Origin of the sequence: Methylophilus sp. Q8, from assembly GCF_000800115.1 — a bacterium.
Taxonomy (GTDB): Bacteria; Pseudomonadota; Gammaproteobacteria; order Burkholderiales; family Methylophilaceae; genus Methylophilus.
In genome coordinates, this window is record NZ_JUHE01000001.1 from 968,262 (window position 1) to 986,780 (window position 18,519).

Consider the following 18,519-nt stretch of genomic DNA (forward strand, 5'->3'; position numbering starts at 1 on the left):
TCTAAATGTGCCTGAATAAATAATAAAAATTACCATAACCATATAATTACTTAAATCAATTCTCGTTATCTAATGGAAATGATGCCTTTCCTTTCCTCACAAAATTTGAAAGCTTCAATAATCTTCTGTAGTGTGCCATTAAAAATTTAGAAGTCTCTTCAACATCCTTAGTTTGAGATTCAAGCTGCTTGAGATTTTCAAAGTCCAATCCTTTTGCTAATTCCTTATTTAATTCATTAGCTAATTTAGCTCTTTCAATATCTAACTTTAATAGGTCATTTTTATTTTTAGCTCTCAGTTTTGAAAGATCACTGTAAATTTTGTATAGCTTTTTATATACAGTAGTTACTTCAGTGGCTGATTTCAGAAATATTGAAATTGCACCGGCCAAGGCTAGAGCAGTTTTAATATCAAGAGCCAACTCAAACCAACCTGGCGAGTTGTATTTCATAGATTTGATTTTAGGCTTATCAACACTTGGAATTACCCTTTTGAAAACCTCATAAATATTCACATAACTCAAACCTTCTCTTAATTCGTAATCGTGTAATATTTCTGCGACTCTTAAAGGAATATACTTACTCTCAGTAGTTTCAAGACAGTAAATAAAGGAATAATTCTGAAAATACAACGTTAAGAACTCTGTTAAATCCTCGAGTGACCAATTTTCATCTAACAAAATCTTATAAGTATTTTTATCGTTTATTTCCATTTCAAATTTCCCTGTTTATTAATCGTAAGTAATTGAAAACTGATTACAACTAAATAACTAACAAAAATTCCCCAATCACTACTAAGCTTTCTGATGAGTCACTAAATATTATAGGTTTATAACCAAAAGCTGTTGTGTCCGGTTTTAAGACTATTCTCGAATTTATTAATACCTGCTCAGCAAGAGTTTTCTCACTGCTGTACACTTTTACTGTGTACTCTCCACCATGATCAGGGTCCTCTATTTCTCGATGCTGAACAAGAACAACCTTTCCATTGCGAGTGCCACCTGGGCTCGCTTTAAATAAGCACCATGATCCATTAGGTATGCGTCGATTCATTGACTCGCCAACTACCCGCATCACAAACATACCTTCGCTGGCATTGATATGACTTGGCAACTCAACCCACTGACAGTCCTCCATAACTTGAAAGTCACTGAATCCACCAGCAGCAGCTTGCAAATCATAAATTGGGACATGTGTTTTATATGGTTTCGCTTCCTCAAATGGAACAACGTTTAACTCTAAACCCTTATATTTCATAGTCACATCATCTGTGACTTGCTGTTGTCGATTTGCTATTTCCTTAAAGTATTCCCGTGTTTCTTTATCAGTACAAAAGATATAACAACCCTTTTGTCCTCGAGTCATTAATGTGCGATATGTATTTTTAATAATTTCGCTGGTTAATTGCTTGGCTTTATCGTATTCATTTTTTAATAGGGTCTTATAACCACGTATCGATTTATCGTTTGAAGAACGTTTTGCAGCATCTGTAATAGCTATCCCATCACGAATAACAAAGTCATCGCCAATAATCACACCAATGTAATCTAGCTCTAATCCTTGGCAAGTGTGAATGCACCCAATTTGTTCTACTGAATGCTCCGCTATTAGCCATAGACTGCCATCTTCATCTAAGTTCCAGCGCGCTTTGAAGTTAAATTCTGGAATGATGATATCGAATACAGATTTGTCTTTTTTGCTTGTCCAATCCCAGCAATAGCCAGCTACTAAACGAGCCTTATTTGAAGCTCGGTTTTTATCAACTATCGCCGCTCTTAACTGATTAGGATCATCAAATATTTTGACTTCATAATCGATATCCTCAAGTGTTGGGTTAGCAGTTTCACGAATTTGCAGGCTGTTATCTACCCATGCCAGATAACCATCGGAACCATTGCATCTAAACTGAGAAACCAACTCTAACTCAGTAACGGTGGAGCCAATTTTATTAGCCCAAAGTTTTATTTCATTGATCGTACCAATATCATCTAAGGTGACTCGTTGAGCTTCATCAATGAAAAAGACATTAAATTTTGATGCCTCTATCAGCTCTTTAATTTGATTTTCACCTTGATTGCCGTAAAAACCTGACTGCTCATTAAGTCGATGAGCTTCATCAACAATTAATGTTCCAAATTGGTTCGGCTCAACTTCAATGTAAGCTCCTGACCCCTTAAACATCTGGTCAATTTGTGCTTTCTTTTTCGAACCTGCGAGTTTTATTTTGAACACTTCACGAGGTGCTGCATTTTTAGAAACATACTGTACAAGCATCTCACGCTTGGTCAGCTCACCTAATAGATTGATAGCGACAACTGATTTACCCGTACCTGGACCACCTTTTACTATCAGTGTTTGCTTTTTACCATGCTGAGCTTTGTGTCCTAAATCAAGAGCAGTTTCATAAACCAATTTTTGCTCATCAATCATTAAGAACTCCGCATTGCCAGCCAGCATTGAGGCTAAAGCATCCGCCAAATTTTTGGATGGTTTAATAACACCATGCTCTATGCGATACATGATGTTATTACTGTCGCCATACTTTACGTGCTTCTTTAAAAACTCTGATAACTTGATAGCATCTTGAGAGACGAAGACCGGCGCTTTTTCTGTGTGGCTGGAGTAAAAAGAGTCGTCTATTACCGACCTTGATTTGAGGTTATGGAGATATGCACATGGTTGCAACCGAATGGACTCTTTACGAACCGTTTCGTTATAGTCTTCAATAAGTGCAGCATAAGACCATGCTTGATATGAGGGATGATTTGTTTCTACATCACCGCGTTGTAAACGCGTTCTGACAATCGCGTCTTTATTTGTTTTTTCTACGTATTGCCACTGCTTAAGCTCAACAATGATTGCAGTGTCATTGTGTTCTTGATCTTTGCCAGTAAGAATGAAATCTACCCGCCGATTTGTCATCGGTAAGTTATATTCAATTGCTACCCCAGCCGCAGAAGGAATTTCCTCATCCCAAAGAATTTGAGACATATATTGCAGAGAGTTTTCCCAAGATAATCTCTCATTTCGCGGAGAGTTACGATTCAACTTTCGCAACACCTCACACTCAATGATTTCAGCGATTCGATTGGACCGAACATCATCAAGAAATTCCCTTTTAGTTGCTGAATAAACAATCATTAAATTGATACTTTCTTATTATTCGTATTGATTATATTTTTTTGAACTGCCTTTAACTTTACTAGCTGGGTACTTCTCTTCGTTCTTTCTAATTTTCTGCTCAATAGCGGCTGATATATCGACCCCTAATTTATCTGCCAAAAGAATCAAATATAACTGCACGTCTGCAATTTCATCAGTGACAGCATTTACCTGTTCAGTACTTAGTGATTTTGACTGTTCCTCCGTCAACCATTGAAAACATTCAACGAGTTCGCTGACCTCTACACTTAGTGCCATTGATAGATTCTTTGGAGAATGAAATTGCTCCCAATCACGCGCCTTAGAAAATTCCCTGAGCCTAGTACGGATTGCTTCTAAATCTGTCATGGATATTGGACTCTAAATATATAAAACAAATATACCTTGGAATTATGATGTCGATGTCGAATCACTAATAATTTGTGCTAATACTAAATTAGGCCCTAATACTACCTAATTTCAGGAGGGTTCTAAAAGTGAAAGGTTTTTTTCGTTAGGTTAAACTTATAAGAATACTAACTACACACTTCTTCAGAATGATCGGCGAGATACTTAGTACATTAAATATTTTGGAAAAAGCAAGTCGGTTCCTTTCTTGGGTTAGGAAAACAAGAACCACTCCTGCTGATACCGTAGGCCATCGCTTCATTAAGTTGTTTGAAAGCCATAATGTTCATCGTAATCAAATTCCACGTTTTTTCGGTCATGGTTTAACTCTCAAAGACGTTCAAGATGAAGCATTTCTCATTCAAAAACTAGATGAAACTTTGCTTGATGCCGCTTCAAATTTATTTGGTGTTCGTCGTGAATGGTTAGAGGGTGCAGAATCTCAGATTTATCCATGTCATGATTTTTACAAGCATCCAGAAGAAGTCTTGCCCTTCTTGACAGGATTACGCGATGCAAATCCGAATGGCGATTTAAATGGAGTGTTATTAGCTCCAGTAGAATATCGAGATGACGCTGTCATTATTCTTAGTGAGTTGATAGGAAACATTGGTGATAAACCAATATATAGATACCACATTTGCAATAATTGGTTATTTGATTACTGGAAATCTCGAGCCTATTTGACCGCTTTTGTTGCAATTGCTTGGAAGTGCAATATTTGTTTACGAGGACGCTATTTACCTTTAAAAGAGATTCAGCAGCTTGCAGATGGCTATAGTTTATTGAGCGTTGAAGATGAAGGCATATTTCTCAGAGGGAGATTGTGGTATCCAGAGGATATGGCTATAGAGGCCGAAGCATTCTTGTTAGGAATTGATCCTGAAAAAGATAATTATGGGCTAACCTCAGCTTTAAAGTTGTGGCTCAGCCTAGAGGAGAAAGGCTATATGAATACTGGATTATCAATGTATACAAAGGAGGAAATTCAGAGCTCTTTTAAACATGCACTTGAGCAAGAACTAGAATCTTAGCACCGCCCTTTTTCTGATCACTATCCCTAGTCCCTTAAAAATCTTGTCGTTTTATGTTGTGTATGTGTAATCTCCAACTGCGTATTTTTATCCACCAACCCTATTTCCACAGATTTACCGGTCTCAGTATCAATCAATAAAACATCCGGCCCTTCTTCAGCGTAATATTTGTTCCCCCACTGCATTATGGTCAATAACACCGGTCTGAAATCCAGCCCTTTTTGGGTAATGACATATTCATACCTTGGCGGTTTTTCACAGTACATATTTTTTTCGAGTAAACCTGATTCGACCAACGCATTCAGGCGTTTGGTGAGTGTGCTTGTAGCGATGCCCAAACTGGTTTGAAAGTCATCAAACTTGGTGACGCCCAACATGGCTTCGCGCAGAATTAATATGTTCCACCACTCCCCCACATGTTCGAGGCTTCTGGCAATTGGGCATGGCATATCGCCCAGGCTTTTGTTTTTCATCGGTGATCCGTGTATGTGATTACAGTTACTTTTATATTGAAAGTTACTGTACTATAGTGACTTCAGTTACGAAAGTGACAGTATAAATAGTTACGCTTGAGGAAGATATGGAAAGAATTGTCATTACCGGTATGGGCATGGTTTCTCCTTTGGGTTGTGGTGTGGAGCTGGTCTGGCAACGCTTGCTGGCCGGGCAATCCGGTATTAAAAAACTGCCGGCAAATATTGCTGATTTCCTGAATACCAAAATCGCGGGCATTGTGCCGGATAAGGCTGAAGATGCCGCTGGCGGGTTTGATGCCGAGGGTGTGATTGCGGCCAAGGAAATCAAAAAGATGGATAGGTTTATCCAGTTTGCCTTGGTGGCAGCGGAAGAAGCGATCAAGCAGGCGAAGTGGTTTCCCAGTAGTGAACGTGCCAAGGCTAGGACGGCAACGGTGATTGCTTCTGGGATTGGTGGCTTTCCGGCCATTGCCAATGCGGTGCGCACCACGGATAACAAAGGTGTTTCACGACTATCACCTTTTACCGTGCCTTCATTTTTGGTGAATCTGGCAGCGGGACATATTTCTATTCGCCACGGCTTTAAAGGCCCGTTGGGTGCACCGGTGACTGCTTGTGCCGCTGGCGTGCAGGCGATTGGCGATGCGGCGCGCATGATACGGGCGAATGAGGCGGATATCGCCATTTGTGGTGGTGCTGAAGCTTGCGTGGATTTGGTGAGTTTGGGTGGTTTTGCCGCGGCCAAAGCACTTTCAGCTGGTTTTAACGATCACCCGGAACAGGCTTCGCGCCCATTTGATAGCCAACGTGATGGCTTTGTGATGGGCGAAGGCGCGGGAGTGTTGGTGATTGAAAAACTGAGCCATGCGCTGGCAAGGGGCGCGACGCCGATTGCAGAAGTGGTCGGTTATGGCACCTCTGCCGATGCTTACCATATCACCGCCGGGCCAGAAGATGGTGATGGCGCCAAACGTGCGATGGAAGCGGCGATTGCGATGGCCGACATTTTGCCAAGCGATATCCAACACTTGAATGCACACGCGACTTCAACCCCTGTGGGGGATGCTTGCGAAATTGCGGCGATTAAGTCTGTGTTTGGCGCTGACAACTCGGTGGCGATTGCATCGACTAAATCGTCTACCGGGCATTTGCTAGGCGCAGCCGGTGGCATTGAAGCGATTTTTACTGCATTGGCCATCAGGGACCAGATTTCGCCATTCACCTTAAACCTGGCAGACACGGATGCACAGGCCGAAGGGCTTAACTTTGTAAAAAACAGGCCACAAAAACTGCCGATTGATTATGCGATTAGTAATGGCTTTGGCTTTGGCGGCGTGAATGCCAGCGTGATTATCAAACGCTTTAGCTAGATTTCATCGCCGCTGAAATCACGAGGCGATGACACGCTGCTTAAGGCGGCTCTTAATTCCGCGGCGTCAATTTGCCTGACCAGGCGCTGAATCTCGACGCCATCTTGCATAAAGATTAATGTGGGCCATAGTTTCACGTGGAACGATCGGCCCAGCCTGCGGCCTTTGCCGTCTTCAATTTTAAGATGGCGAATAGTTGGGAACTGGGCCACTTCAGCGCTGATGGTGGCTTGTGCTGCCTGGCAATAACCGCACCAGCTGGCGCCAAACTCGAGCATGGTCGCGCCTTTGAGGTTATTCACCTCGTCACGTGAAGGTTCTGTGGGAGTCAGTTTTTCCATATTGACCGTTATCGTACTGCAATCTGTGCCGCCTGGTGCCTACATTCTAAAGCTAAGCCAAAACACGCATCGCTTCCATCGCCCAGGCAAGTGTGATAGTTTCCCCTGCAAATAGCACACTCACAAAGGCATGCATGAATACCTCCAGCTTTCTCGTCCAGGCAGCGATCTACCTGTCTGCCGCCATCATTTTAGTGCCCGTATTCAAGCGGCTGGGCTTGGGCTCGGTGCTGGGGTATTTAATTGCGGGCATTTTGATTGGGCCTTATGCCTTAAAACTGATTGCAGACCCTGAACATGTGCTGCACTTTGCCGAATTTGGCGTGGTGCTGATGTTGTTCCTGATTGGCCTGGAACTGGAATCGCAAAAAGTATGGGAGTTACGCAAGCTGCTGTTTGGGCTGGGTGGTTTGCAAGTGACGCTGACCATAGGCTTGGTGACGGTGATTGCGCATAGCCTGCATTTTAGCTGGCCTGAGGCACTGATTATCGGCATGGGCGTCGCCATGTCTTCGACCGCCATTGGGCTGACCGCGCTTATTGAGAAAAAACAGTTACACACGGCTGGCGGCCAGGCCGCGTTTGCCACCTTGCTGTTTCAGGATTTATCGGTGATCCCGCTGTTTATGCTGCTGGCGTTTATTGCGCCCAACCATACAGGCTCCAGCGTTGACCTGTTGGCTGTGGCTAAGGCGATTGCCGTGATTGTCGCCATTATTCTGGCCAGCCGGACGGTGTTGCGCCCGATCATGCGCGTGATTGCACAAACCGGTGTGCGCGAGATTTTTGTCGCTTTTTCATTATTGCTGGTGATTGGTATCTCGCTCGCCATGGAGTCGGTAGGCTTGTCGATGGCGCTGGGCACGTTTCTGGCCGGTGTGTTATTGGCCGACTCGGAATACCGCTATGAGCTGAGGCTGGATATTGAGCCGGTAAAAGGCTTGCTGCTCGGCCTGTTTTTTATTGCCGTGGGCATGACCGTCGATTTAGCGCTGGTTACCAACCAGCCATTGCTAATTTTTGGCGGCGCCTTACTGATTGTACTCACCAAACTATTAGTGCTGGTGGGCCTGGGCTGGCTGTTTAAATACCCGCTGCGTGACAAGTTGTTGTTCGGCGCATCATTGTCGCAAATCGGTGAATTCGCCTTTGTGATTTTTGGCCTGGCACTCGCGCAAGACTCCATTTCACGCGACACCTACAACATCCTCAACGCCATGGTCGCCGTCTCCATGCTGACCACACCGATACTGCTGTTGCTATATGACGCGTTTGTCGGCCTGCAATGCAGCGAACGCCCCAAAGACGCCATCCCGGAAAATAACGCCGTCATCATTGCCGGTTTTGGCCGCTTTGGGCAAATCGTCGGCCGCGTACTCATGGCCAAAGGCATCACCCCTACCCTGATTGATAACGACCCTAATCAGGTTGATTTAACACGCCAGTTTGGCTGGCGTTGTTATTACGGCGATGCCTCCAGACTGGACTTGCTGGAAGAAGCAGGCATTGCCGAGGCAAAATTACTGGTGATTGCGGTTAATGACTCCCATGCGGCGTTGGAGATGGCAAGGCTGGTTAAAGAGCGCTGGCCGCAGGTAGCAATTGTGGCCAGGGCCAGAAGCAGAACGGACGCGTTTGATTTACGTGAGCTGGATTTACATCCGATTAGGGAAACGTTTTACTCTTCGTTAGAAGCGGCTAAACAATCCCTGGTCGCTATTGGTGAAACTGCCAGCGCAGCGGCCAGAATCATCAAGCAATTTGAAAAACACGACCAGGAACAACTGGAAGCCACACTTAAAATCAGGCATGACAGAAAAGCGTTATCCAGTGTGATGGAACAAGGTCGCCAGGATCTGAAAACCCTGCTGGAAATGGAAAGCACCAGTGCCGAAAAAAATGAGGCGCAGGCAGCGCCTTGATTCAGCGTACGTTCTGTAGCAAGCTACATTCAGAAAATAACTCGGCCACCCACTCAATAAAGGCCCGTACCTTCGATGAGAGATGTCTGTTTTGTGGGTACAGCGCATTGATAGGCAAGCTGCCGGCCGGGTAATCCTTCAATACCTTTTCTAACTTACCGTCAGTTAAATAGCCTTGCACCATAAACGTAGGCAATTGGCAGATACCTATGCCTGCCAGCGCGGCGGCGACAATGGCGTCACCATTATTAATGGCCAGTTTGCGTACGGTAGGGATTTCTTGCTCTACGCCATTTTGCTGAAGGATGAAGTTGCGCACTTTGCCGGTTTTGGATGAAAAAAAATGCACAGCCTGGTGGCGTTGCAAGTCATCCGTGGTTTGTGGTGTGCCGTAGGTTTTTAAATACTCTGGCGAGGCGACCAGCAAAAACTGCATGGTGCCAACACGGCGGGCGACCAGGCTGGAATCGAGCAGATTGCCAATGCGGATCACACAATCAACGCCTTCCTCCAACAAATCAATCGGCCTGTCATCACAACCGATCTCCAATTGTATTTCCGGGTATCGTTTAAAAAAATCCGGCAGCGACGGAATAATCACCAGCCGCCCAAGCGGTGTAGGTACATCTACCCGTAACCGCCCTTTGGCACTGACCGTGGCCTGATTAAGCGAGGCTTCGGTTTCTTCGAGCTCGTTTAATAGCCGGATCGCCCTTTCGTAATAGGCGGCGCCATCGGTAGTGACGCTAATACGCCGGGTGGTGCGGTGCAGCAGTTTGACGCGCAGGCGTTTCTCCAGCGCCAGCACCTGCGCCGAGACCGTGGTCTTGGGCAGGTTGAGTGACAGTGCGGCTTTGGTGAAACTCTCGAGCTCTACCACTCGCGTGAACGCCAGCATGGTGTCAAAGCGGTCCATACACTTCCTTGTTGATCTTGATTGTCCAATAAATTAGCACAGTGATTGCATATTTAGCTTATTTATCTGTGATTTTTATTTATTTATAGTGATCAGCAGATTTAAACAACTTCATTACTTTTTATTTAGGAGATTTTTATGAGCAAGAAACTTGAAGGTAAAGTGGCCGTGGTGACTGGTGCATCCAAAGGCATAGGCGCTGAAATTGCCAAACGTTTTGCACGGGATGGCGCCGCAGTGGTCGTTAATTATTTATCCAGCAAAGCAGGTGCAGATAAAGTGGTGGCCGAGATTACCCAAGCCGGTGGCAGGGCGGTTGCCGTGGGTGGCAGTGTGAGCGAGGCGGCCGAGGCGCAAGCCATTATTGAAGCAGCGATCAGCAACTTCGGCAAACTGGATATTTTGGTCAACAACTCCGGTATCTACGAATTTGCCACCATTGAAGAGATCACCCCTGAACATTTCCACAAACAATTCAACATTAACGTGCTGGGCTTGTTGCTCACCACGCAAGCCGCGGTCAAATACTTGCCTGAGGGCGGCAGCATTATCAACATCGGCTCCGTGGTCAGCCGCTTAACGCCTCCAGGTGCTGCTGTATACACCGCCACCAAAGGCGCAGTGGATGCGATTACTGGCTCATTATCTAAAGAACTGGGCCCACGCAAGATTCGCGTCAATGCCTTGAACCCTGGCCTGGTAGCAACAGAAGGCACCCAAACCGCAGGTGTGATTGGCTCAGAGATGGAGAGCGGCTATGTGGCACAAACACCGCTGGGTCGCACAGGCCAGCCGAATGATATTGCATCAGTGGCAGCCTTTTTAGCCTCTGAAGACTCCTACTGGCTGACTGGCGAGCAATTGTTGGTAGGCGGTGGCTTGCGTTAATTTTAGAGAGTAAATAAATGATCAACTTATATACATGGGCAACGCCGAATGGTCGAAAAATCTCCATCCTGCTGGAGGAGTTAGGACTCGACTATGCGGTGAGCCCGGTTGATCTGGGCAAGCTGGAGCAGTTTTCTGCCCATTTCAGCGCGATTTCGCCCAACAACAAGATTCCGGCCATTATCGATACTGAACCAGATCGCGACCCGGTCGTGATTTTTGAGAGCGGCGCTATTCTGACTTACCTGGCGGAGAAAAGCGGCCAGTTTCTGGCACCTCATGGACAGGCACGCTATAGCGCTATTGAATGGTTGCACTGGCAAACCAGTGCACTGGGGCCAATGTTAGGACAGCTTGGTTTTTTCGCAGTGAGAAGTAAAGAGAAATCACCATTAGCCATTGCGCGATTTACCGAAGAAGTGGAGAGATTGCTCACCGTGATGGAAAAGCAGTTAACAAGCAATGCTTATCTGGCAGGTGAAGAGTATTCAATCGCCGATATTGCCTGTTACCCCTGGGTGCAAGCGGCTACGGTCTATTTCAAAGAAGCGTTGAATGGCTCGTTTGATACTAAACCAGCGTTGCAACGCTGGTTAAAAACGGTGGGCGAACGCCCTGCGGTTAAGCGAGGCATGGCGGTGCCAACACTTTAAGCCATGTGGACAACAACCTTTGAATACTCGACCAGTGCAACACCAATTACTTTGCAGGTGTTTGGCAAAGGCGATGCTAAACGCAAACAACCCGTCCTGATTTATTTTCATGGCGGGTTGTTTAACTGCGGCAGTATTGAAACCGCTTATGACATCGCCCATGCGCTCTCTGAGCACATGGTGGTAGTGTGTGTCGCCTATCCTTTGGCGCCGGCCATGCAGTTTCCTGACACCATAGAAGTCGCCTACGCAGCGCTGGCGTGGGTAAGTGCGCACGCGAAAACGATAGGCGCGGATGCCAAAAGGATCTTTGTTGCCGGGGAGCAAGCCGGAGGCAATCTGGCCGCAGTCGTCGCCATGCTGTTTCGCGACCGCGGATTAACTTGCGGTAATCAATGCAGCTTGCAGGGACAAATATTGATCAACCCCATGCTGGATGCACTGCAAACCTCAAAATCACTGGCAGCTGTGGCAGATAGCCCGTGTCGCCGGGCGTGGGCGGATTATACGCAGGTAGCCAGCAATGCCTTGCATCCGTATGTGTCGCCAGTCAACTCCTGTCGACTGGCCGGACTGGTACCCGCCATGATCATCAACAGTGACACCAACCCGCTCAGGGATGAAGCTGAAACCTATGCCACAAAACTGGTGCTCGCTGGCGTGCCAGTGCAAGTACAAAGACTGGAGGATAATGCTTTTAACTTAAGTAATAGCCAGCATCCTGCTTTTCACACACTCTGCCAGTTAATCAGGCAGTTTATCGGGCCGAAGCTGCTGACTCAGTGGTAATTCATCCTGTCGAGCGCCAGGGGCCTGCCCTTTATCCGACGTAGATGTAACAGAAAGTGCTAGCAAGGCCGCCTAGCGCACGAATAGGCTGCTGCCCACCCCAATGTATGGCTTGAGGAATATTTTGAGCGCAGGCGCGCCGATAGTGATATCAGCGAATCATCCGGCAACGCTAAAAATCAAACGAATGGCGGAATAATAAAAAAGCGCCCTCAGGCGCTTTTTTAATTCAGATGAAAACGAATTTCCTTAGACATCCAGCGAGCTGACGCTAAGCGCATTGCTTTCGATAAACGCACGTCGTGGTTCCACGTTGTCGCCCATCAGTGTCGTGAAGATTTCATCGGCACCAATAGCATCTTCAATTTGCACTTTGAGCAGGCGGCGTACGGTTGGGTCCATGGTGGTTTCCCATAATTGTTCCGGGTTCATCTCGCCCAAGCCTTTGTAACGCTGAATATTCAGGTTATGTTTGGCTTCGCCCAGCAACCAGTCCAGCGCTTGTTTGAAGGTGCTGACTTTTTGCTCTTTCTCACCGCGCTTGATCAATGCGCCCTCACCTAACAGGTTGTTGACCATGTTTGAGGTACGGTTGATCTGGCGGAAATCGCCACTATTCAGGAACTCGGCATCGATGACGCAGCTTTGCAGGTTACCGTGCACGTATTTGTTTACTTCAAGGCGATAAGCACTGGTTTCAGTATCTTGCGCCACAATGACTTCTGAACCAACCGCACCCAGGATAGGACGCAATTTTTCAGCTGCAGTATTGGCCGCAGATTCTGTACTCAAATCCAGGTCGCCTAAATCCTGAATCGCGCGCAACACGCTTTCATCATAAAGGTTGGCGATACGGCGGATCACAGCTTCTGTCAGCACCATTTGTTTGGCGATACTGGTCAAGGCATCGTCTTTAAGAATGTCGCCACCGTCTTTGGTCACCAGCACGGCATCACGCAGGGCTGAGTTAAGCAGGTATTCATCCAGCTCGTGTTCGTCTTTGAGGTAGCGCTCGTCGCGGCCTTGTTTGACTTTGTACAGAGGTGGTTGCGCAATGTAGATATGGCCGTTTTCAACCAGCTCTGGCATTTGGCGGTAGAAGAACGTCAGCAACAAAGTACGGATATGGGCACCGTCGACGTCCGCATCGGTCATGATGATGATGCGGTGATAGCGCAATTTTTCCAGGTTAAAGTCATCTTTACCGATACCCGTGCCCATGGCAGTAATCAGCGTGGCGATTTCCTGTGAGCCCAATAGTTTGTCAAAACGTGCTTTTTCTACGTTTAGGATCTTACCTTTGAGCGGCAGAATCGCCTGGAATTTACGGTCACGACCTTGTTTGGCTGAACCACCCGCAGAGTCACCCTCGACCAGGTAGAGTTCGCTTAAGGCTGGATTTTTCTCTTGGCAATCAGCCAGCTTGCCTGGCAGACCCATGGTATCCATCACACCTTTACGGCGGGTGATTTCACGCGCCTTACGCGCCGCTTCGCGCGCACGCGCTGCTTCTACAATCTTACCGCAAACAATTTTGGCATCGACCGGGTTTTCTTCCAGGAACTCTGCCAGTTTGGCTGCCACAATCTCGGAGACCACTGGCTGCACTTCGCTGGACACCAGTTTGTCTTTGGTTTGTGATGAGAATTTAGGATCTGGCACTTTGACTGACAGCACGCAGGTAATCCCTTCGCGCATATCGTCACCGGTGGTTTCGACTTTGGCTTTTTTAGCGAATTCGTTTTGTTCGATATATTGATTCAGCGTGCGCGTCATCGCGGTACGCAAACCGGTCAAATGGGTACCGCCATCGCGTTGCGGAATGTTGTTAGTAAAACACTGTACAGTTTCAGAGTAGCTATCGTTCCATTGCATCGCTACTTCAACCGTCATATTGTCTTTTTCGCTGATGGCATAAAACACTTTTGGGTGCAGCACCGTTTTAGTACGGTTCATGTACTCCACAAAGCCTTTGATACCACCGCTAAAAGCGAAGTTTTCAGATTTGCCTGTGCGTTGGTCGATCAACTCGATCTTCACGCCATTGTTCAGGAAAGACAGTTCACGGATACGCTTGGCCAGAATTTCAAAGTGATATTCAACCAGGGTAAATGTTTCAACCGATGCCAGAAAATGGACTTCTGTGCCCTTTTTTTCAGTGGTACCGGTGATGGCTAACGGCGCTTGTGCCACACCACGATGAAACTCCATCTGATGCACTTGGCCCTTGCGGTAAATTTTCAGTCTCAGCCAGTCAGACAAGGCGTTCACTACAGACACACCCACACCGTGCAAACCGCCAGACACTTTGTAAGAGTTCTGGTCAAACTTGCCGCCCGCATGCAACTCTGTCATCACAATTTCAGCGGCCGAGCGTTTAGGCTCGTGTTTGTCGTCGTCTTTAATATCGGTTGGAATACCACGGCCGTTATCAGAAATACTGATGGAATTATCCGGATGGATAATCACTTTAATATCGTCACAGTGGCCTGCCAGTGCTTCGTCAATCGCATTATCGAGCACTTCGAATACCATATGGTGCAAACCGGAACCATCTGACGTGTCACCAATGTACATGCCCGGACGTTTACGTACAGCGTCCAAACCTTCCAAAATCTTGATACTGTCTGAGTTATATTCTTGTGGCTGTGCCATAACAAAAGTTTCTTTAATTGAGATTTAAAAGTCACTGCAGCGTGTTTCACGTGAAACACGGGTGCAGGCATTATATGCGCATTGGCATCACAACGTATTTATAGTTGCTATCGCTGGCAGCTGTGATCAGGCAACTACTGTTGGCGTCGGCAAAAGCAAACTCAATTTGCTCATCACTCAGGTTATTCAGCACATCAATCAGATAAGTGACATTAAAGCCAATATCCAGCGCTACCTGGCTGTAATCAATTTCCAGTTCTTCTTCCGCTTCTTCTTGCTCGGTGTTAGTACTAATCAGCTTGAGCAAGCCTTGCGTGATGACCATGCGAATACTGCGGTATTTTTCGTTAGACAAAATCGAAGCACGTTGCAAGGCACTCAAAATCGCTACCCGGTTCACCATAAAGGTATTTTGATGGCCGGTTGGAATCACGCGGTTGTAATCGGGGAACTTGCCGTCAATCACTTTGCTGATCAGTTGAATATCACCAAACTCAAAACTGACCTGGCCATTGAGTAAATCAATGACGACAGGTGCTTCAGATTGTTCATCCAGTAACTTGGTCAGCTCCAGCACGGTTTTACGCGGCAAGATGACTTCCGTTTTTTCAAAACTCTGATCCAGCGTGGTGTTGGTATAGCTCAAACGATGGCCATCAGTGCCCACAACATGCAACTGGTTGCCATTCACTTCGAGCAACAAACCATTCAGGTAATAACGGATATCTTGCTGTGCCATGGCAAACTCAACCTGTTTCAACAGGCGCTTAAGCTCTGACTGCGCCAGGCTGAAACTGATGTTCTGGCCGCTGGCTTTACTCATCAAAGGATAATCAGCTGCTGGCAAAGTTTGCAAGTTAAAACGGCTCTTGCCCGCCTTGAGCGTAATGCGGTTGTCCTGGTTGTTCATTTCAATAGACGAGCTATCTGGCAATGAGCGACAAATATCCAGCAATTTTTTTGCAGAGATGGTGGTACTCAATTCACCTTCTACCCCGCCATTGACTCTCAGCGAAATCTGCATTTCCAGATCCGTGGCTGTCAGATGCATTTCTTGCTGCTTGATGTTCACCAGCAGATTAGAAAGGATAGGCAGTGTATGTCTGCGCTCTACGATGCCAGTGACACTATTGAGGGGTTTAAGCAGTACCTCACGGTTTATTTTGATTTGCATGGCCTGACCTGATTAATAACTTTATTTCAATATATAAAAGATAAGACTAATAGTAATGTACGACTTTTTTGTGGGTAACTCTAAAAATTAATTTAATTCAAAGACTTACAAACATTTTAGCTTGTGCATAAATTGCGTTTTAAACATGCATTATTTGTGGCTGATATTGTAAACTGATTTTATCCTGTCTATACGCAATATTTAAACACACGTCATTCTCAACTTATCCACAGCTTATCTTGTTAAAATTTTTTTCCCTAATCACGAATGACTTGCGTCAGCAAACCAATATCGCGCGCTAACGTTTGGTCATTTAAGCGTAATTGTTCAATTTCTTCACAGGCATGCATCACGGTGGTGTGGTGACGTCCGCCAAAAGCTTCACCGATTTCCGGGAAACTGTGATTGGTCAGTTCACGTGCCAGTGACATCGCGACCTGACGCGGTCTGGCGACATTCCGTGAACGTTTTTTACTAAACATATCGCTGACTTTAATCTTATAGTAGTCAGCGACTGTTTTCTGGATGTTTTCAATGGTGATCTGGCGTCCACGCACAGCAATCAGGTCGCGTAAGGCATCTTTAGCCAGATGCACATCAATAGCATGGCCGGTGAAATTGGCCATGGCAATAATACGGTTTAGCGCACCTTCAAGCTCACGCACGCTGGAGCGAATCTGTTTGGCGACGAAGAACGCCACATCTTCATGCAGGTTGATTTTGAGGTTTTCAGCTTTTTTGCGCAAAATCGCGACGCGCATTTCCAGTTCCGGCGGTTCAACTGCTACAGTCAGGCCCCAGCTAAAACGCGTACGCAGGCGCTCATCCATGTCTACGATCTCTTTGGGATACGTATCGCAAGTGATGACGATTTGTTTTTTCTCTTCGATTAAAGAGTTAAAGGCGTAGAAAAACTCTTCTTGTGTACGGGTTTTTTTGGCAAAGAACTGAATATCATCAATCAATAATAAATCGAGCGAATGATATTGCTGCTTGAACTCGTCAAAGGCCTTGTTTTCGTAAGCTTTCACCACGTCAGACACATAACGCTCAGCGTGCAGGTAACGTATATTGGCTTCTGGCTTGGCTTTTTTCAGCTCATTGCCAATCGCCTGCAACAAATGGGTTTTGCCCAAGCCCACACCACCATAAATAAACAAGGGGTTATACGCCTGGCCAGGATTGCCTGCTACTTGAATTGCTGCAGCACGTGCCAATTGGTTGGCGCGGCCGGTGACATAGTTATCAAACAGGAAGCTGTCATTGAGGCCACTGCTTTTCTCTGACTTGAGATGTTTGGCCGGGGCGCGGTTGCTCACCGGTTTTTTATCAATGACTCTGGCTGTGTGTTGTTGTGTGGCCGCTGCAACCACCGCTTCTACTGGTGATTGCGCAGATGGCGCAGTTTTTATTGGCGCTGCGCTAGGTGCGGGCGCGGCCTGCTCAGACGTATCTACGATGAGTTCAACGACTGCGCTGGGAGATAATTCGGTCGCAATGGTGGCAATGCGGGTGAAAAACTTGCTTTTTACCCACTGCATGACAAATTTATTAGGCGCGACAATCTGCACCGCCTCGCCATTGACGCGTGCTTTCAGGGGTTTAATCCAGGTATTGTATTGTTGTGCCGAAAGTTCTTTTTCGAACTTGAGCAAACAATAGGCCCAAAAATTTTCCATTGCTCCAGTGCTTTTTAAAAGTGTCAGCAAAAAGCCAGCCTGTTTCCGTGTTTCAGGCGCTGTTTGCGTTTATTCGTTATAATTGCCGGGAAGAGTGGCAGAAGACGTGGTCTTGATGGTGATTGTCACCTTGACCTGTTGCAGACATTCTAAACGTTTTAACCTGAGTTATCCACAGCCACGACCTATAAAAAAATAAAAAAAATCATTGACATAAGGTCGCGATTTGCTGTTTAATTAAGGGTTTTTGAAATCGGCAAATATTCACTGTTAAATCAGCGTTGCCGGATTAGAGTTTAATTGCCAATTTGGCAGGAGTTTAATAATGAAACGTACCTATCAACCATCCAAAACCCGTCGTGCACGTACCCATGGCTTTCTGGTACGCATGAAAACCAAAGGTGGCCGTGCAGTGATTGCTGCTCGTCGCGCTAAAGGTCGTAAACGTCTGGGTCTGTAATCCCTGACGATGCATTGCTTGAAACTCAATGCATGACATTGTACAAGCTAAAAAAAACGGATGAATTTTCATCCGTTTTTAGTTTCAGGAAACGGTTTTATGGTGAGTGGCTGTTTGCCAACATCATGCCTAACCAGCAAGACCATCATCGCTACGGTTTGGTCGTGTCGAAAAAAGTCGCCAAACTGGCGGTTAAGCGTAACTATATGAAGCGTGTCTTGCGCGAGTTATTGCGCGCGCAAACCTCTCCAGTAGCCAGTGGTTTTGATGTGGTGCTGCAAGTGCGCAAAGGTTTTCAACACGAAGATTTTCCGGCCATACAACGTGATTTGTCACAATTGCTGGCTAGACTGAAAAAAACTGCACCTGTTTCCTAATGACGCTGATGAAAACGATACTGATTACATTAGTAAAATGTTACCAGTGGGGGTTAAGCCCCTGGCTGGGGCGTCAGTGTCGTTTTCATCCAACCTGTTCACACTACGCCATTGAGGCGCTGCAACGCTATGGTGCCTGGCATGGTAGCCTGTTGGCCTTGCGCCGCATTGGCCGCTGTCATCCGTGGCATCCGGGTGGTGTGGATCCCCTTCCCTGACTTGTAAATACGAAACCTT

General features: G+C 46.3%; 18 protein-coding genes. 9 read left to right on the forward strand and 9 right to left on the reverse strand.

Features of this window, described 5'->3' with window-relative positions:
* Nucleotides 1–55: 55 nt before the first annotated feature.
* From GQ52_RS04735 to GQ52_RS04745, 3 genes are read right to left on the reverse strand one after another with little or no spacing between them, the layout of a single operon-like run.
* Nucleotides 56–712, reverse strand: coding sequence for a hypothetical protein (locus GQ52_RS04735; RefSeq protein ID WP_047515578.1), 657 nt, complete (start codon nt 710–712; stop codon nt 56–58).
* 49 nt (nt 713–761) lie between these two features.
* On the reverse strand, nt 762–3,140 hold the full coding sequence (locus tag GQ52_RS04740) for a DNA/RNA helicase domain-containing protein (RefSeq protein WP_047515580.1): 2,379 nt from the start codon (nt 3,138–3,140) through the stop codon (nt 762–764).
* An 18-nt stretch (nt 3,141–3,158) separates the two neighbouring features.
* Nucleotides 3,159–3,509 carry a nucleotide pyrophosphohydrolase gene (locus GQ52_RS04745; RefSeq protein ID WP_047515582.1) on the reverse strand — a complete coding sequence of 117 codons (351 nt, stop codon included), beginning with the start codon at nt 3,507–3,509 and terminating at the stop codon, nt 3,159–3,161.
* 221 nt (nt 3,510–3,730) lie between these two features.
* Here GQ52_RS04745 and GQ52_RS04750 point away from each other — a divergent pair, with 221 nt between their 5' ends.
* A complete protein-coding gene (locus GQ52_RS04750) occupies nt 3,731–4,582 on the forward strand; it encodes a hypothetical protein (RefSeq protein WP_152604414.1) in 852 nt (283 codons plus the stop codon).
* Nucleotides 4,583–4,608: 26 nt separating this feature from the next.
* On the opposite strand, the gene GQ52_RS04755 is transcribed toward GQ52_RS04750, so the two are convergent.
* Nucleotides 4,609–5,055 carry a helix-turn-helix domain-containing protein gene (locus GQ52_RS04755; protein ID WP_047515584.1) on the reverse strand — a complete coding sequence of 149 codons (447 nt, stop codon included), beginning with the start codon at nt 5,053–5,055 and terminating at the stop codon, nt 4,609–4,611.
* A gap of 107 nt (nt 5,056–5,162) precedes the next feature.
* Between GQ52_RS04755 and fabF the strand changes: the two genes are divergently transcribed.
* Nucleotides 5,163–6,428, forward strand: coding sequence for a beta-ketoacyl-ACP synthase II (fabF, locus tag GQ52_RS04760; protein ID WP_047515586.1), 1,266 nt, complete (start codon nt 5,163–5,165; stop codon nt 6,426–6,428).
* Here the strand turns inward: fabF and GQ52_RS04765 are convergent.
* On the reverse strand, nt 6,425–6,769 hold the full coding sequence (locus GQ52_RS04765) for a thioredoxin family protein (protein ID WP_047515587.1): 345 nt from the start codon (nt 6,767–6,769) through the stop codon (nt 6,425–6,427). The two genes, fabF and GQ52_RS04765, sit on opposite strands and share 4 nt — an antisense overlap.
* A gap of 134 nt (nt 6,770–6,903) precedes the next feature.
* Here GQ52_RS04765 and GQ52_RS04770 point away from each other — a divergent pair, with 134 nt between their 5' ends.
* A complete protein-coding gene (locus GQ52_RS04770) occupies nt 6,904–8,691 on the forward strand; it encodes a monovalent cation:proton antiporter-2 (CPA2) family protein (protein ID WP_047515589.1) in 1,788 nt (595 codons plus the stop codon).
* Between the two features lies 1 nt (nt 8,692).
* On the opposite strand, the gene GQ52_RS04775 is transcribed toward GQ52_RS04770, so the two are convergent.
* Complete coding sequence (locus tag GQ52_RS04775) at nt 8,693–9,607, reverse strand: LysR family transcriptional regulator (RefSeq protein WP_047515591.1); 915 nt, start codon at nt 9,605–9,607, stop codon at nt 8,693–8,695.
* A 138-nt stretch (nt 9,608–9,745) separates the two neighbouring features.
* On the opposite strand from GQ52_RS04775, the gene GQ52_RS04780 reads away from it, so the two are divergent.
* The 3 genes from GQ52_RS04780 to GQ52_RS04790 are packed head-to-tail and all read left to right on the forward strand — an operon-like array spanning nt 9,746 to nt 11,937.
* On the forward strand, nt 9,746–10,495 hold the full coding sequence (locus tag GQ52_RS04780; RefSeq protein ID WP_047515593.1) for a glucose 1-dehydrogenase: 750 nt from the start codon (nt 9,746–9,748) through the stop codon (nt 10,493–10,495).
* 17 nt (nt 10,496–10,512) lie between these two features.
* Complete coding sequence (locus tag GQ52_RS04785; RefSeq protein WP_047515595.1) at nt 10,513–11,148, forward strand: glutathione binding-like protein; 636 nt, start codon at nt 10,513–10,515, stop codon at nt 11,146–11,148.
* A 3-nt stretch (nt 11,149–11,151) separates the two neighbouring features.
* Nucleotides 11,152–11,937: an alpha/beta hydrolase gene (locus GQ52_RS04790; protein ID WP_047515596.1), complete on the forward strand. Its 786-nt coding sequence runs from the start codon at nt 11,152–11,154 to the stop codon at nt 11,935–11,937.
* A 249-nt stretch (nt 11,938–12,186) separates the two neighbouring features.
* Here the strand turns inward: GQ52_RS04790 and gyrB are convergent, their stop codons facing one another.
* The 3 genes from gyrB to dnaA form a co-directional block, all read right to left on the reverse strand.
* The gene (gene gyrB, locus GQ52_RS04795) at nt 12,187–14,592 is read right to left on the reverse strand and encodes a DNA topoisomerase (ATP-hydrolyzing) subunit B (protein ID WP_019880780.1); all 2,406 of its coding nucleotides are present in this window, start codon (nt 14,590–14,592) and stop codon (nt 12,187–12,189) included.
* Between the two features lie 70 nt (nt 14,593–14,662).
* A complete protein-coding gene (dnaN, locus tag GQ52_RS04800; protein ID WP_024930202.1) occupies nt 14,663–15,766 on the reverse strand; it encodes a DNA polymerase III subunit beta in 1,104 nt (367 codons plus the stop codon).
* Nucleotides 15,767–16,023: 257 nt separating this feature from the next.
* Complete coding sequence (gene dnaA, locus GQ52_RS04805; RefSeq protein WP_047515598.1) at nt 16,024–17,445, reverse strand: chromosomal replication initiator protein DnaA; 1,422 nt, start codon at nt 17,443–17,445, stop codon at nt 16,024–16,026.
* 325 nt (nt 17,446–17,770) lie between these two features.
* On the opposite strand from dnaA, the gene rpmH reads away from it, so the two are divergent.
* The 3 genes from rpmH to yidD are packed head-to-tail and all read left to right on the forward strand — an operon-like array spanning nt 17,771 to nt 18,500.
* Nucleotides 17,771–17,905, forward strand: coding sequence for a 50S ribosomal protein L34 (gene rpmH / locus GQ52_RS04810; RefSeq protein WP_018987191.1), 135 nt, complete (start codon nt 17,771–17,773; stop codon nt 17,903–17,905).
* A gap of 32 nt (nt 17,906–17,937) precedes the next feature.
* Nucleotides 17,938–18,282 (forward strand): ribonuclease P protein component, encoded by a 345-nt coding sequence (rnpA, locus tag GQ52_RS04815; protein ID WP_019880777.1) that lies wholly within the window; start codon nt 17,938–17,940, stop codon nt 18,280–18,282.
* Nucleotides 18,282–18,500, forward strand: a complete 219-nt coding sequence (gene yidD / locus GQ52_RS13875) for a membrane protein insertion efficiency factor YidD (protein ID WP_081624271.1) — start codon at nt 18,282–18,284, stop codon at nt 18,498–18,500. The genes rnpA and yidD overlap by 1 nt, the downstream gene beginning before the upstream one ends.
* Nucleotides 18,501–18,519: the final 19 nt, after the last annotated feature.

What these genes read in the sequence shown, in the direction of transcription:
- GQ52_RS04735 (WP_047515578.1), bottom strand. Translation starts at nt 712, where the DNA reads ATGGAAATAAACGATAAAAATACTTATAAGATTTTGTTAGATGAAAAT.
- GQ52_RS04740 (WP_047515580.1), bottom strand. Translation starts at nt 3,140, where the DNA reads ATGATTGTTTATTCAGCAACTAAAAGGGAATTTCTTGATGATGTTCGG.
- GQ52_RS04745 (WP_047515582.1), bottom strand. Translation starts at nt 3,509, where the DNA reads ATGACAGATTTAGAAGCAATCCGTACTAGGCTCAGGGAATTTTCTAAG.
- GQ52_RS04755 (WP_047515584.1), bottom strand. Translation starts at nt 5,055, where the DNA reads ATGAAAAACAAAAGCCTGGGCGATATGCCATGCCCAATTGCCAGAAGC.
- fabF (WP_047515586.1), top strand. Translation starts at nt 5,163, where the DNA reads ATGGAAAGAATTGTCATTACCGGTATGGGCATGGTTTCTCCTTTGGGT.
- GQ52_RS04765 (WP_047515587.1), bottom strand. Translation starts at nt 6,769, where the DNA reads ATGGAAAAACTGACTCCCACAGAACCTTCACGTGACGAGGTGAATAAC.
- GQ52_RS04770 (WP_047515589.1), top strand. Translation starts at nt 6,904, where the DNA reads ATGAATACCTCCAGCTTTCTCGTCCAGGCAGCGATCTACCTGTCTGCC.
- GQ52_RS04775 (WP_047515591.1), bottom strand. Translation starts at nt 9,607, where the DNA reads ATGGACCGCTTTGACACCATGCTGGCGTTCACGCGAGTGGTAGAGCTC.
- GQ52_RS04780 (WP_047515593.1), top strand. Translation starts at nt 9,746, where the DNA reads ATGAGCAAGAAACTTGAAGGTAAAGTGGCCGTGGTGACTGGTGCATCC.
- GQ52_RS04785 (WP_047515595.1), top strand. Translation starts at nt 10,513, where the DNA reads ATGATCAACTTATATACATGGGCAACGCCGAATGGTCGAAAAATCTCC.
- GQ52_RS04790 (WP_047515596.1), top strand. Translation starts at nt 11,152, where the DNA reads ATGTGGACAACAACCTTTGAATACTCGACCAGTGCAACACCAATTACT.
- gyrB (WP_019880780.1), bottom strand. Translation starts at nt 14,592, where the DNA reads ATGGCACAGCCACAAGAATATAACTCAGACAGTATCAAGATTTTGGAA.
- dnaN (WP_024930202.1), bottom strand. Translation starts at nt 15,766, where the DNA reads ATGCAAATCAAAATAAACCGTGAGGTACTGCTTAAACCCCTCAATAGT.
- dnaA (WP_047515598.1), bottom strand. Translation starts at nt 17,445, where the DNA reads ATGGAAAATTTTTGGGCCTATTGTTTGCTCAAGTTCGAAAAAGAACTT.
- rpmH (WP_018987191.1), top strand. Translation starts at nt 17,771, where the DNA reads ATGAAACGTACCTATCAACCATCCAAAACCCGTCGTGCACGTACCCAT.
- rnpA (WP_019880777.1), top strand. Translation starts at nt 17,938, where the DNA reads ATGACATTGTACAAGCTAAAAAAAACGGATGAATTTTCATCCGTTTTT.
- yidD (WP_081624271.1), top strand. Translation starts at nt 18,282, where the DNA reads ATGACGCTGATGAAAACGATACTGATTACATTAGTAAAATGTTACCAG.